The 12,588-nt window shown below is 68.8% G+C and carries 11 protein-coding genes, 2 tRNA genes and 1 pseudogene; 5 read left to right on the top strand and 9 right to left on the bottom strand.

Going from position 1 to position 12,588, the window contains the following annotated elements:
• The first annotated feature begins 472 nt into the window (after positions 1 to 472).
• The gene (locus tag WBK31_RS41200; RefSeq protein ID WP_406674139.1) at positions 473 to 1,267 is read left to right on the top strand and encodes a hypothetical protein; all 795 of its coding nucleotides are present in this window, start codon (positions 473 to 475) and stop codon (positions 1,265 to 1,267) included.
• Positions 1,268 to 1,372: 105 nt separating this feature from the next.
• Positions 1,373 to 1,564, top strand: coding sequence for a hypothetical protein (locus tag WBK31_RS41195; protein WP_364069120.1), 192 nt, complete (start codon positions 1,373 to 1,375; stop codon positions 1,562 to 1,564).
• An 88-nt stretch (positions 1,565 to 1,652) separates the two neighbouring features.
• Here WBK31_RS41195 and WBK31_RS41190 read toward each other — a convergent pair.
• From WBK31_RS41190 to WBK31_RS41165, 6 genes are all read right to left on the bottom strand, one after another.
• Positions 1,653 to 1,729 (bottom strand) — tRNA-Met (locus WBK31_RS41190).
• 141 nt (positions 1,730 to 1,870) lie between these two features.
• Positions 1,871 to 1,947 (bottom strand) — tRNA-Met (locus WBK31_RS41185).
• Positions 1,948 to 2,001: 54 nt separating this feature from the next.
• Positions 2,002 to 4,962 carry a UPF0182 family protein gene (locus tag WBK31_RS41180; RefSeq protein ID WP_378785136.1) on the bottom strand — a complete coding sequence of 987 codons (2,961 nt, stop codon included), beginning with the start codon at positions 4,960 to 4,962 and terminating at the stop codon, positions 2,002 to 2,004.
• 129 nt (positions 4,963 to 5,091) lie between these two features.
• Positions 5,092 to 6,138, bottom strand: coding sequence for a PDZ domain-containing protein (locus WBK31_RS41175; protein ID WP_364069116.1), 1,047 nt, complete (start codon positions 6,136 to 6,138; stop codon positions 5,092 to 5,094).
• A gap of 10 nt (positions 6,139 to 6,148) precedes the next feature.
• A complete protein-coding gene (locus tag WBK31_RS41170; protein ID WP_364069115.1) occupies positions 6,149 to 6,574 on the bottom strand; it encodes a molybdenum cofactor biosynthesis protein MoaE in 426 nt (141 codons plus the stop codon).
• A gap of 16 nt (positions 6,575 to 6,590) precedes the next feature.
• On the bottom strand, positions 6,591 to 7,664 hold the full coding sequence (locus WBK31_RS41165) for an NAD-dependent epimerase/dehydratase family protein (RefSeq protein ID WP_364069134.1): 1,074 nt from the start codon (positions 7,662 to 7,664) through the stop codon (positions 6,591 to 6,593).
• A gap of 130 nt (positions 7,665 to 7,794) precedes the next feature.
• On the opposite strand from WBK31_RS41165, the gene WBK31_RS41160 reads away from it, so the two are divergent.
• The 3 genes from WBK31_RS41160 to WBK31_RS41150 all read left to right on the top strand — a co-directional run bounded on the left by WBK31_RS41160 (position 7,795) and on the right by WBK31_RS41150 (position 10,616).
• On the top strand, positions 7,795 to 9,036 hold the full coding sequence (locus WBK31_RS41160; RefSeq protein ID WP_364069132.1) for a zinc-dependent metalloprotease: 1,242 nt from the start codon (positions 7,795 to 7,797) through the stop codon (positions 9,034 to 9,036).
• Positions 9,033 to 9,593, top strand: coding sequence for an NUDIX hydrolase (locus tag WBK31_RS41155; RefSeq protein WP_364069113.1), 561 nt, complete (start codon positions 9,033 to 9,035; stop codon positions 9,591 to 9,593). The genes WBK31_RS41160 and WBK31_RS41155 overlap by 4 nt, the downstream gene beginning before the upstream one ends.
• Positions 9,594 to 9,656: 63 nt before the next feature.
• Entirely contained in the window at positions 9,657 to 10,616 is a 960-nt protein-coding gene (locus WBK31_RS41150) for an endonuclease/exonuclease/phosphatase family protein (RefSeq protein WP_378785138.1), read from the top strand.
• Positions 10,617 to 10,698: 82 nt separating this feature from the next.
• On the opposite strand, the gene WBK31_RS41145 is transcribed toward WBK31_RS41150, so the two are convergent.
• From WBK31_RS41145 to WBK31_RS41135, 3 genes and pseudogenes are all read right to left on the bottom strand, one after another.
• Positions 10,699 to 11,283 carry a hypothetical protein gene (locus WBK31_RS41145; RefSeq protein WP_364069109.1) on the bottom strand — a complete coding sequence of 195 codons (585 nt, stop codon included), beginning with the start codon at positions 11,281 to 11,283 and terminating at the stop codon, positions 10,699 to 10,701.
• Entirely contained in the window at positions 11,280 to 11,795 is a 516-nt protein-coding gene (locus tag WBK31_RS41140) for a M48 family metallopeptidase (RefSeq protein ID WP_364069107.1), read from the bottom strand. Before WBK31_RS41140 ends, WBK31_RS41145 begins: the two co-directional genes overlap by 4 nt.
• A 67-nt stretch (positions 11,796 to 11,862) precedes the next feature.
• Positions 11,863 to 12,566, bottom strand: a pseudogene (locus WBK31_RS41135) (enoyl-CoA hydratase/isomerase family protein).
• Positions 12,567 to 12,588 lie beyond the last annotated feature (22 nt).

The following is a 12,588-nucleotide window of genomic DNA, read 5'->3' as shown; positions in this document are numbered from 1 at the left end:
CCGACCGAAACCACATCCGCGATCCCGGCGGCGGAGGCGTTCACTCCGTTCGTTTTGTTGTGTCTTAATCTTTTCAGCCGCCCCGAGCCCTGTCAAATTGACCCGACTCGAACGACTTGCCAAGAATTAAGCCGCATCCCCTTTCGGAGACAACCCCTCTAACTTACCAGCCGATCCGAACCGATGCGTAATCGTCGGCCGGACGACCTTGAAGGTAGTGGGATTTGCCGGGCATCTTCGGGGCTCTGGGAGCCCCTCGGCGGCCCTGCGGGAAGCAACTCTAGCAGTCTGCACGACCTACTCGAGCCCACTCAGGTAATCAGCAGGTACTTCCCTGCCCTCTAGACACTCAAACCTCGGCATGTCACTGCCCATCCGGAGTGGAGGGGCAAGCCGACGGCAAGTCATCCGCAATCGCGCCCAGGTACGAAGTAGGTCACGAGCAGACTCCGCTCACGGAGGGGTGACCGCTATGACCCGGTCGGAGTTCGACGACATCCGCGCGTTCCTCGCCGACAAGACGACCCACCTCGGAGACCTGCTGGGGATCGCCAGGACTCTGATCGACGACCTGGAGCACGCCCGGTTGCGCGAGGCCTCCCTGCGCAACGACTACCTGCGGCTGCTGACCGCGGCGCGGGCGACGGTGGCGGCCGACATCGCGGGTGAGCCCGACCCCCTGGCCTTCATCCGGCACGAGCTGGCCGAGCGGGGCCAGTTGCCCGAGGACGATGAGGCCGTACAGCACATCCTCGCCGACGCACGCGCAGCCGCCGCCCTGCGCGCCTACCTGGAATCCCGGCCCGATGAGAGCGAGGCGCACGGAGGCCAGATCCATGAAGGTCAACCTCACGAAGGCCAGACTCACGAGGGTCCGGATCACGAGGGTCGGCCATGGCCGAGCCAGCCTGTGACCGGCGTCCCCGGAGAGGAAGCGCCTCGGGAAGGACACGCCGGGGCAGGACCGGCGTCACAAGGGCCGGCACCGTACGAGTACGAGCCGCCCAACACCGGCGCCCCTCTGCCGGACGGCCCCCTCATCGACCCGACGATCACCGGCCCGACCTTCGTCGGCCCGACGTTCACCGGCGCGACGTTCACCGGCCAGGACTTGCCGGACCCTCACGTCCACTCCACCCCGAGCCTCGGCCCGTCATCACCCGACCCGCTACCCCAAACCGAGGCCCCGGCGAACCGTGCCCTGTCGCGTCCCCGCGGCCCGCGGATGCGGAGCTGCGTCGGCACCGGACGACACCTCCGCCGGTGAACCACTCCGATCTCCCACAGACCCCCAGTACCGCCACACATGCGATGACATGATGACGACTTCGGGCATACCCGCCCTTGGCCGACCGCCTGTAAGACTGCGCATATGTGGCAACGTGGGCTGAACTGGGCGGCTGTCGTCCTGGTCGGGCTGTTCGGCCTGATGTGGGTCGGCATCGTGATTTATGCGGACCTGGGGTCGCCCCTGTGGATGCGCGTCGTCCAGATCGTCTTCGGGGTGCTCCTCTTCGGCTGGGCCGTACGGAAGGCGTTCCTTCTGATCAGCCGGGCCATATGACAGACGACATCGGCCGAGCGCACAGCGCCCGCATCCAGAAAACGAAAAAGTCCCCGCCTCCGGACGAGCCGGAGGCGGGGACTCTACTTGGTAGCGGGGACAGGATTTGAACCTGCGACCTCTGGGTTATGAGCCCAGCGAGCTACCGAACTGCTCCACCCCGCGTCGGTGTGCTGTACATACTCTACAGGCTCCGCAGGAGTGCTTTGACCATCGAGGCCGCTGACACCCCTGAAGCCTCCGGATCATCGGATCCGATCATGCAGAAAGCCCGGGTCTCCATCCCTGGATCCCGGGCTCTCGCCTTGGTAGCGGGGGCAGGATTTGAACCTGCGACCTCTGGGTTATGAGCCCAGCGAGCTACCGAACTGCTCCACCCCGCGTCGTCGCGCTCTTGAAGGCTACCGGGCGACGCGGGGCGGGCGCAAACCGAATTGCTAGCCGGTCGGTGACGGGCTGGGCGAAGCCGACGGCGAACCCGTCGGAGTGGCTGACGGTGACGCCTCCGGAGATCCGGTGGGCGACGGCGCCGGCGACGCCTGCTGCTTCTGCGCGCTCTCCAGCTGCTGCAGCGCCTCCTCCAGCCGCTTCTGGGCGTCGCCGTAGGCGTCCCAGTCGGGCGGGCTGGCCTGTAGCGCCTTCTGCGCGTCGGAGTAGGCCTTGCGAGCGTTGGAGATCGCGTTGTTGAGCGCCGTGCTGGCCTGGTCGGGCCGGGCCTGCTCCTCCGTCTGCTCCTGTTGCTGCTCCTGCTCCTGCTCCTGCTGTTGCTGATCCTGTTGCTGCTGCTCGGTGCCGAAGACCTCCTTGAGCGCGTCCTCCAGCGTGCGCGCCACACCGATCTTGCTGCCGAACGAGACCAGCACGCGCTGCAGGATCGGGTACGGCTCCTGACCGCCGCCCGCGGCCACCTGGATGTACACCGGCTCGATGTAGACCAGGCCGCCCGCGTACGGGAGCGTCAGCAGGTTGCCGTAACGGACCGACGAGGCACCGACGCCCAGCAGGTTCAGCTCACCCGCGAAGCGGCTCTGGAAGGCGTTCTGGGCCTGTCCTGGGCCGGGGATCGGGGTGCTGGACGGCATCCGCAGGATGCGCATCCGGCCGTACTCGCCGCTCGCCGAGGAGTCGACCGCCATGAACGCCGCCAGGTTCGGACCCTGACGCGGCACGAACGTGGTGGTCAGCGAGAACGTCGGCTGGCCGCCCGGCATCGTGGTGGTCAGGTAGTAGGGCGGCTGCTTGATGTTCTTGTCGTCCTGGGTCGGGTCGTTGGGGACGTTCCAGAAGTCCTGGCCGCTGTAGAAGGCGGCCGGGTCGGTGATGTGGTAGCGCGACAGCGTGTAGCGCTGCACCTTGAACAGGTCCTCCGGGTAGCGCACGTGCTGGCGCAGCTCAGAGCTCATCTCCGAGGCCGGGCGGACCGTGCCGGGGAAGGCCTTGCTCCAGGTCTTCAGCACCGGGTCGTTGCTGTCCCAGGCGTAGAGGCGGACCGTGCCGTCGTAGGCGTCGACCGTGGCCTTGACGGAGTTGCGGATGTAGTTGATGCGGTCGCTCGGCTGCTGGGCGATGACACGGCGGTCGGTCGAGGTGTCGCGCGTCATCTCGCCGAGGCTCTCGCTCTGCGAGTACGGGTAGTCGTTGCTCGTCGTGTAGCCGTCGACGATCCACTGCACCCGCCCGTCGACGATCGCCGGGTAGGCGTTGCCGTCGAGGGTGAGGTAGGGCGCGACCTTCTGGACCCGCTCACGCGGGTTGCGGACGTACAGGATCTTGGAGTTGTCGTTGATGTCGCCGGACAGCAGGATGTTCGCCTCGCCGTACTTGGCGGCGTACAGGAGCCGGTTGAAGAACGAGCCGACGGGGACGCCGCCCCGGCCGGTGTAGGTGGTGTTCTTCTGCCCGGTGCCGCCGGTCTCCGGGTAGTCGAGCTCCTGCGGCGCGTTGGGGTTGCCGCCGGCGATGACGTATTGGGCCGATGCCGGGTCCTCGCCGTAGTAGATGCGCGACTCCTTGAGCTGGGTGCTCTGGACCAGCGGGCCCGTGACCGGCATGTCCTTGGCGTCGTACGCGGGCAGGCCGCTGCTGTCGACCTGGTTGCCCGGCGCGGCGACGAAGCCGTAGCCGTGGGTGTAGACGAGGTGGCGGTTGATCCAGTTGTTCTGGCCCTCGGGCGGGCCGTCGAGCTCGCGGACGCCGACGATGTGGTCGATCAGCTTGCCCGAGCTGTCGGGGTAGCGGTCGACGTCGAGCGGGTCGGCGAAGCTGTAGAAGCCCCTGATGCGCTGGGTCTGCTCGTACGTCGAGGAGACCAGGGCCGGGTCGAGCAGGCGCACGCCGGAGACGGAGGTGTCGCCGCTGGCCTGCACCTTGCTCGGGTCGGCCTGCGCGTTGTACGTCTCGACCTCGACTTTGTCGACGTTGTACGCCTCGCGCGTAGCCTCGATGTTGCGCTGGATGTACGGCGACTCCTTGCCCTGCTGGTTGGGCTTGACCTGGAACTGCTCGACCAGCGCCGGGTAGACGCCGCCGATGAGGATGGCCGAGAGCACGAGCAGGCCGAAGGAGACGCCGGGCAGCATGCCGCCGGGCCGGATCACGCCGGCGAAGAAGAGCACGGCGCAGATCAGCGCGATGATCGCGAGGATGGTCTTGGCCGGCAGGACGGCGTTGACGTCGGTGTAGGAGGCGCCGTGGACGAAGCCCCGGTCGGAGAAGACGAGTCCGTACCGGTCGAGCCAGTAGGCCACGGCCTTGAGCAGGACGAAGACGCCGAGCAGCACCGACAGGTGGATGCGGGCGGCGCGCGAGGCGTGGACGCCGGGCTGCTGGAGGCGGAACCCGCCGTACAGATAGTGCGTGATCGTCGCCAGCACGATCGAGATGATCACGGCGGTGAACAGGAAGTTCAGCACCATCCGGATGAACGGGTAGTCGAACATGAAGAACGAGATGTCGATCCCGAACAACTTGTCCGTCTTGCCGAACGACTCCCCGTTGACGAACTGCAGCCACGTGCCCCACTGGCCTGAGAACGAGGATCCGGAGAAGAGCGCCAGTAGCGCCATACCGACGATGAAGATCAGCTTGCGGTGCGGGTCGAGCGCCATGCGGTAGCGGTCGGCGCCGCTCGCCCCGCCGAACATCGCCGGCCCGAACATGGGCCTGGTGCGGAAGGCGAGCAGCATGTTGCCGCCCGCGATGGCGACCATGAGCGCCGCCCCGACCAGGAACAGCACGATCTGGGTCAGCACCACCCCGCTGAAGACCGTGGTGAAGCCGACCGAGTCGAACCACAGATAGTCGGTATAGATGCCCGAGAACAGGAAGAACAACGCGACGATCGCCACGAGGGCTATCGCCACAGGCAGAAGCAGTCGCGGTCGGCGGGGCAAGCGCATCGCCCTGCCGGCTCCTGGGGTCCGGAAGCTCAAGGCCAACCCCTCGTCGTAATGAAGAAACGGTCCGTGTCTGGCAACCTACACCGCAGCGCCAGCCGTACGGCTAACGCACGACGACCGCCAGAAGTTTCATCCGGCGTCGCATGCGGGCACATCGCCCTTGCCGGTGCGCAGCGCGTCGAGCGCCGCCACCGCACTGTGCAGTGTGTCGGCCCTGACCAGCCGCAGCCCGTCAGGAACGCTTTTGAGCGCCTCGGCGCAGTTGTCGGCCGGGGTCAGGAAGATCGTGGCGCCGGACTTCTTCGCGCCGACCATCTTCTGCGCGATGCCGCCGATCGCGCCGACCTCGCCCGCGGGGGTGATGGTGCCGGTGCCGGCGATGTTCTTGCCGCCGGTCAGCTCGCCGGGGGTGAGCTTGTCGATGATGCCGAGTGAGAACATCAGCCCGGCGCTGGGCCCGCCCACGTCGCCGACGTTGATGTCCACTTCGAACGGGAACTTGTACTTCGCCTGCATCATCACGCCGACGACGCTCTGTGACTTGGGGCCCGCGACGGTCGGCACGGTGACGTCGAGCTGCTGCGTGCCTCTGGTGACGGTGAAGGTGACGTTCTCGCCGGGTTTGTGCGCCTTGACCGCGTCGGCGACGGCCGTGACGTCGTTGGTCGGCTTGCCGTCGACGGCGTTGATCTCGTCGCCCTTGAGCAGCTTGCCGTCGGCGGGGCGGCCCTTCTCGGTGGAGACGACGCCCACGACCATGGTGTAGGGGATCTTCAGCTCGTTGAGCGCGGCGGCGGTGGCGGCGTCTTGGGAGTCGGTCATCTCGACGGAGTTCTCCTGCTCGACCTCCTCCGGGGTGCGGTCGGGCGCGAAGATCGTCTCCTGCGGCACCACCGCGACGGTGGGATCGATCCAGCCGCGCAGCGCGGTCAGCAGGTCGATCTTGGCCGCGGGGCCGCCCTGATAGGCCACCGTGACGAGCTGTAGCGCGCCGCTGGTGGGATAGGTCTGCCTGCCCTTGATCGAGATGACGGGCTTGTTGTCGACCAGGCCGATCGTGTTCTCGGTCGGGCCGGGGCTCAGCACGACGTACGGGACCGGCTGGAACGCGCCCACCACGCCGAGCGCGAGTACGAGGAATCCCGCGAGCAGGAGGGTCAGGGCGCGTCGTGACATGTCTTCGAGCTTATTCGCCGGCGCCGACCCACTCGGTCTCGCCGTCGGCGAACGTCTGGTGTTTCCAGATCGGTACGCGCGCCTTGAGGTCGTCGATCAGCCGGCGCGCCGCCTTGAACGCCTCGTCCCGGTGAGGCGCGGCGACCGCGACGATCACCGCGATGTCGCCGAGCGCCAGATCGCCCACCCGGTGGACGGCGGCGACGGCGGTCACCGGGAAGTCGGCCGCCACCTTCTCGGCCACCTGGCGCAGCTCGGCCTCGGCCGTCGGATGGGAGGAGTAGGACAGAGCGGTCACCTGCTTGCCGTGGTCCTGCTCACGTACGGTGCCCAGGAACAAGGCGGTGCCGCCCGCGGCGTGGTCGCGCACGGCGGCCAGCACCTCGTCGACGGAGAGCGGGGTCTCGCGTATGCCGAGCAAGCGGATGACGTCCACGGAAAGAGCCTAACCGTTACGAGCGACGCTTCTTGCGTACCTGACGGACGATCGCGGCGGTACCGATGACGGCGACGGTCGCGCCCGCGGCGGTGAGCGTGGCCTCCTTGACGGGCAGGCGGCGCCCGACCACGGTCGTACGGTTCTCGCGCAGCTCCAGGAGCTGCCGGAACGCGGCCTCGTTGGTCCACTGCGGCTTCCAGCCGGCCTCGCGCAGCGTCGCGCAGTCGACCACCCACGGATAGACGACGTAATGGAGATCGGTGGCGGGCGCCGGGGTGACGCCGAGCCGGTGCAGGCGCTGAGCGGTGCCGAACGTCACGCCCGCGGGCAGCTCAAGGCTGCGGATGCCGGACAGCTCCTCGATCTGCTCGTGTTCGAGCCAGCCGTCGCTGCCGACCGCGACCACGCCGCTGACCAGGCCGCGCGCGGCCATCTCCAGAGCGGAGACCAGGTCGTCGATGTGGCAGAACTGCCAGCGCGGGCTGCAGCCCTTGACCGTGAGCAGCCTGGGCGACTCGAAATGGCGGGTGATCACGGTGTCGACGCCGGGGCCGACGACGGCGGCCGGGCGCAGCACGGTGACCTCCAGGCCGGGGTGGCTGCGCAGGGACCTGCGTACCAGGGACTCGATCTCCAGGAAGTCGCCGACCACGCCGGTGTCGGGCTCGGCCGCCACGGGGGCGTCCTCAGGCAGCGGCACCTCGTTGTCCGGCGCGGCGCCGTACACCATCGCGCTCGTGACGAGCACGACCTTGCGCACGCGGGCGGCGGCGCTGGCGGTGAGCACGGTCTGCGCGGCACGCAGGTTGTACGCCCGCCGCTCCCCCGGGTCGGAGTCGACGGCGTAGTCACCGGCGAGATGGACCAGGACGTCGATGTCGGAGATCCGGTTCGCCAAGAGCGGATCTCGTACGTCGATCACTCTCCACGTGGCTTCCTGGACGTCGCCGCGCTGCTCGTCGATGGCCACCACTCTGCGGAAATCCGCGGCGGATACGAGCCTCGCGAGCAGCTCGCGGCCCAGGCCGGAGGCCGCGCCGGTGACGGCGACGACGGGTTGGCGCGAGCGTTTCGAGGTTGGCACCAGGTCCTCACTTTGCACTGATCCGCCGTAGGACGACTAACGTGGCGGATGTGGACTCCTCCATCCTGCACGAGGTAGAGCGGTGACTGACCTGCCAGGTCGCGAAAACGACCCCAACGAGAACCCGTTCGCCATGTTCGGCAACCCTGAGCAGATGGCTCAGGCGATGCGCCAGTTCGCCGACATGCTGTCGGCGCCGCAGGGTTCAGGCCCTGTCAACTGGGACATGGCCAAGAACATCGCCAGGCACTCCGTGGTGGCCGGTGGCGACCCGAGTGTCATGGAAGGCGAGCGCCGCCAGATCGTCGAGGCGCTCAGCCTGGCCGACCTGTGGCTCAACGAGGCGACGACGCTGCCGAGCGGCGTGTCGACGCCGCAGGCCTGGAGCCGGTCCGAGTGGATCGAGAACACGATCCCGATCTGGCGCAAGCTGTGCGAGCCGATCGCCGAGCGCATGGTCGAGACCATGGGCGGCGCCATCGGCGGCTCGGGCCTGCCTCCCGAGGCCCAGCAGATGGCGGGGCCGCTGCTGGGGATGCTCAAGCAGATGGGCGGCATGATGGTCGGCCAGCAGATCGGGCAGGCGATCGGTTCGCTGGCGCGCGAGGTCATCGGCACCACCGACATCGGGCTTCCCCTGTCCGACACGGCCGCGCTGCTGCCCGGCGGCATCGCGTCCTTCAGTGAGGGCCTGGAGATCCCCGCCGACGAGATCCGCCTCTATCTGGCGTTGCGCGAGGCCGCGCACCACCGGCTGTTCCAGCACGTGCCGTGGCTGCGGTCCCACCTGCTCGGCGCGGTCGAGGAGTACGCCAGGGGCATCACGGTCGACACCTCCAAGCTCGAAGAGCAGATCCGCGGGCTCGACATCAACAACCCGCAGGCCATCCAGGAGGCGCTGAGCGCGGGCAACCTGCTCAAGCCCGAGGAGACCGAACGGCAGAAGGCCGCGCTGTCCCGCCTTGAGACGATGCTCGCGCTGGTCGAGGGGTGGGTGGCCACCGTGGTCGACAACGCCGCGCAGGGCAAGCTGCCCTCGGCGGTGGCGCTGGCCGAGACCCTGCGCAGGCGCCGGGCCACCGGCGGGCCGGCCGAACTGACGTTCGGCACGCTGGTGGGGCTGGAGCTGCGGCCGCGCCGGCTGCGCGAGGCCGCGGCGCTGTGGAAGGCGCTGGAGGAGGCGCGCGGTCTCGACGGGCGTGACGCGGTGTGGAACCACCCCGACCTGATGCCGACGGCCGACGATCTCGACAACCCCGACGCGTTCGTACGCGGTGAGACCACCTGGGACATCTCCCAGCTGGAGGCCAAGCCCGAGGACGGCGGCGCGAGTGACGGCGAGGGCGGCGACAAGGGCGGGGAAGGCGCGAGTTGAGCCTGCACGCCGACGCGGTGACGGTGCTGTCCTCCTGGACCGCGCCGACGCCCGAGGAAGAGGCGCTGCGCCTGGAGTTCCTCGACCACCTGCGGACCCACGACGACGCGATGCTGCGCCAGTGCGTGCCCGGGCATCTGACGGCGACGACGGCGGTGCTGTCGCACGACGGATCCCAGGTGCTGCTCACGCTGCACCCGAAGGCCAAGATGTGGCTGCCGATGGGCGGCCACTGTGAGACGTCCGACGCCTCGCTGGCCGAGGTGGCGCTGCGGGAGGCGTGGGAGGAGTCCGGCATCACCGGGCTTCACCTGCTGCCCGGACCGCTCGCCGTGGACAAGCACCTGGTGTGGTGCCATCCGCCGCACAGCTGGCATCTCGACGTGGAATACGCGGCGGTGGCGCCTCCCGATGCCACGGCCGTCATCAGCGACGAGTCGCTCGACCTGCGGTGGTTCCCCGTCGATGACATCCCCGAGCCGTCCGACGAGGCCACAAGACGGCTGGCCGCACGCGGACGCGAGGCGCTTAACTCGGGCTCACGCACACTTGGCTAGAGTCCTTTTGCGTCGTTCCAAAGGGGGGCTCGTGTGGAGGGTTCGGCCGTCGGTGGCACGATCGTGACTCCGGTTCGCAAACGCCGCAGGCTGCCACGGACGGCGCTGACCTGGATGGCCGTGACGCCGTTCGCCGCGTGGGCGGTGGCCAGGGTGGCCGGCCTCGAACGCGGGTCGCTGCCGACGCAGCTCATGACCGCGACCCCGTACGCGGCGGCGGGCTCGCTGCTGCCCCTCATGATCGCCGCGCTCGGACGCAGGCGTGCCGCCACCGTCGTCGCGCTGCTCGCGACGACGGCGCTCGGCTTCAGCGTGCTGCCCAGGGCGCTCGGCACGGCCGACGCGGCGGCCAAGGGCAGGCCGATGCGGGTCATGACGGTCAACATGCTGTTCGGCAAGGCAGACGCGGAGACGATCCTGCGGCTCGTACGCGAGTTCCGGCCCGACGTGCTGAGCACCCAGGAGCTGACCCCTGGAGCGGTCGAAGACCTCGACGCGGCGGGGCTGAAGGAGCTGATGCCGTACCGGGTGCTCGAGGCCGAGTGGAACGCGAGCGGCAGCGGGCTGTTCTCCAGGCACCGCATGGAGCCGCTCGCGGGCTGGAGCCCTCCTGCCGGGCACCACATGCCGGCGGCGACGATCGCGCTGCCCGGGGGCGAGCCGATCGAGTTCATCGACGCCCATCCGTTCCCGCCGCTCGGGCCGCAGGTCGCCGACTGGGAGCGGGCGCTGGAGTCCTTTCCGCCCGCCTCCCCCGACCGGATCCGGATCATCGCCGGCGACTTCAACGCCTCGCTCGACCACTCCTCCATGCGCAGGGTGCTCGCACGCGGCTACAAGGACGCCGCCGACGAGGTCGGGGCCGGGCTGATCCCCACCTGGCCGGCGAACAAGAAGGTGCCGCCGCTCATCACCATCGATCACGTGCTGGTGGACCGGCGGGTGGGGGTGCATGAGGTCAGTGTGCGCGACGTGCCGTTCACCGACCACCGCGCCGTGCTGGCCCGGCTCATCGTGCCCTGATCGGCGCCCGTGCCCGATCCGTGCCCCTGCACCGGCCAGCCCGGCCTGCTGCGCTTCGAGCGATGTTCGGCGCTCTCCCGGCTCACTGAGCCCCGATCAGCGCCCTCGTGCTCTCCCAGCCTTCCAGGCCGGGGTCGAGGCGGGCGAGGTCGCCGGGGGTGCGCAGGCGGTGCCAGCCTGGCGTGGTGGCCACCCTGCGGGGTCCCGGCGCCTGCGCGCGCAGCTCTTTCACGATGTCGTACGCGTCGAGGTCGGGCTCGGCCCACGCCGGCGCGGGCAGGCCGCAGGCCAGGGCGACGGCTCCGCCGTTCTCCGCCGGGCAGACCGTGATCTCGGCGCGGCCCAGCTCCCTGAACAGCTTGCCCACCAGCAGGGGCGGCAGGTCGGGCGCGTCGGCGCAGATCACCGCCGCCTGGTCGGCGTCGAGGCGGGCGAGCGTGGTCTTGAGCGGCTCGTTCTCGGCGATCGTGATGACCTCGGTGCCCGGCCAGACGATGTCCTCAAGGCCGGGGACGCTGGTGGCGAGCACGGGGGTGACGAGGTCGAGCGCGGCGGCCATCTCGTACGTGTCCTCGGCCACCGCTTCGAGGAACCTTTCGGGATCGACGCCGGGCGGCGCCGCCTGCGCCATGTGCGGATGAACCAGGACCGCGACGATCCGCGTCAACACTCCTCCGGTGCGGTGTGGGCCGCGGCGGAGAACCCTTCAAGGAACCCGCGGGCCCGCTCCGCCTTCGGATACTGTTCTACCAGCGCCCAGAACTTCGGCCCGTGGCTGGGCACCAGCAGGTGCACCAGCTCGTGGATGATCACGTAGTTGATGACCCATTCGGGCAGGCCCTTGAGCCTGGTGGAGATCCTGATCGCACCCGTCTCCGGGGTGCACGAGCCCCAGCGGTGCCGCTGGTTGTCCACCCAGCGCACGCTCACCGGGTCGGGCTCGCCGTCCAGATATTTGGCCGACAGCTCTTTGGCCCTCTCCAGCAGAGCCTCGTCGGTCGGTCTGCGACGGCGTTCCTTCGCGGCCAGCCGATCCAGCATGCGGCTCACCCATTCATCCGCGTCTTCACCGCTCAGCCAGGCGGGCAGGAGCACGATCGTCTTGTCGCCGTCACGGTAGGCGGAAACCGTACGCCGGCGACGAGAACTGCGACGAACCTCGACTGTCTCGGGGGGCACATATGCACGTTAGCCGAGACTGACGAAATTCCACAGAGGGTGGAGCATGTTTCTGCTGGTCAGATGATTAAGACCCGGTGAATTTGGGCACGCGCCTTTCCCGATGGGCGGTCAGCCCCTCGATCATGTCGGCGGAGGCCATGGTCACGGGCTGGGCCAGAGATTCCCACATCAGCGCGGCTTCCAGGTCTTGATGGTCTTGGTTGAGGGCTACTTTGGTGAGCCGTGTGGCAATGGGGGCGTTCTGGGCGATCTTCCGGGCGATGGCTTCCACTTCCGACATTAGATGATTTTTCGGGAAAAATTGATTTACCAGACCTTTGCCGGCCGCTTCCCGCCCAGACACGCTGCGACCGGTCAGCAGCATCTCCCGCGCCAGCCGCGCGCCCGCGCGCTGAGGCAGCAGGTACGTCGCCGCCATCCCCGGGTGCAGGCCCAGTGACGTGAACGGGACCAGTAGCTTGGCGTCGTCGGCGGCGTACACGAGGTCGCAGGCCAGCGCCACGCACAGGCCGGCCCCACCGCCGGGCCGTTGACCGCCGCGATCGTGGGGATCTCGAGCTCGGTGATCGCCAGCCAGGTGCGGTAAAAGGCGAGCATGCGGTCGCGGAGCTGCGGGACGGCCTCCGTACCGCGCTCACTGATCCACGACAGGTCGCCGCCCGAGGAGAACGCCGTACCGGCGCCGGTGACGATGACGCAGCGCGCCTGCCTGTCGTCGCGCAGCTCGGCCATGACCGCGCGCCACTCGGCCGTCATGGTGTCGGTCATGGCGTTGCGCATGTCGGGGCGG

The organism is Nonomuraea sp. N2-4H (genome assembly GCF_045291505.1).
GTDB classification, from domain to species: domain Bacteria; phylum Actinomycetota; class Actinomycetes; order Streptosporangiales; family Streptosporangiaceae; genus Nonomuraea; species Nonomuraea fastidiosa.
This window is presented reverse-complemented; position numbering and strand designations above follow the sequence as displayed.

What these genes read in the sequence shown, in the direction of transcription:
- WBK31_RS41195 (WP_364069120.1), top strand. Translation starts at nt 1,373, where the DNA reads ATGTGGCAACGTGGGCTGAACTGGGCGGCTGTCGTCCTGGTCGGGCTG.
- WBK31_RS41200 (WP_406674139.1), top strand. Translation starts at nt 473, where the DNA reads ATGACCCGGTCGGAGTTCGACGACATCCGCGCGTTCCTCGCCGACAAG.
- WBK31_RS41175 (WP_364069116.1), bottom strand. Translation starts at nt 6,138, where the DNA reads ATGTCACGACGCGCCCTGACCCTCCTGCTCGCGGGATTCCTCGTACTC.
- WBK31_RS41180 (WP_378785136.1), bottom strand. Translation starts at nt 4,962, where the DNA reads ATGCGCTTGCCCCGCCGACCGCGACTGCTTCTGCCTGTGGCGATAGCC.
- WBK31_RS41160 (WP_364069132.1), top strand. Translation starts at nt 7,795, where the DNA reads ATGTTCGGCAACCCTGAGCAGATGGCTCAGGCGATGCGCCAGTTCGCC.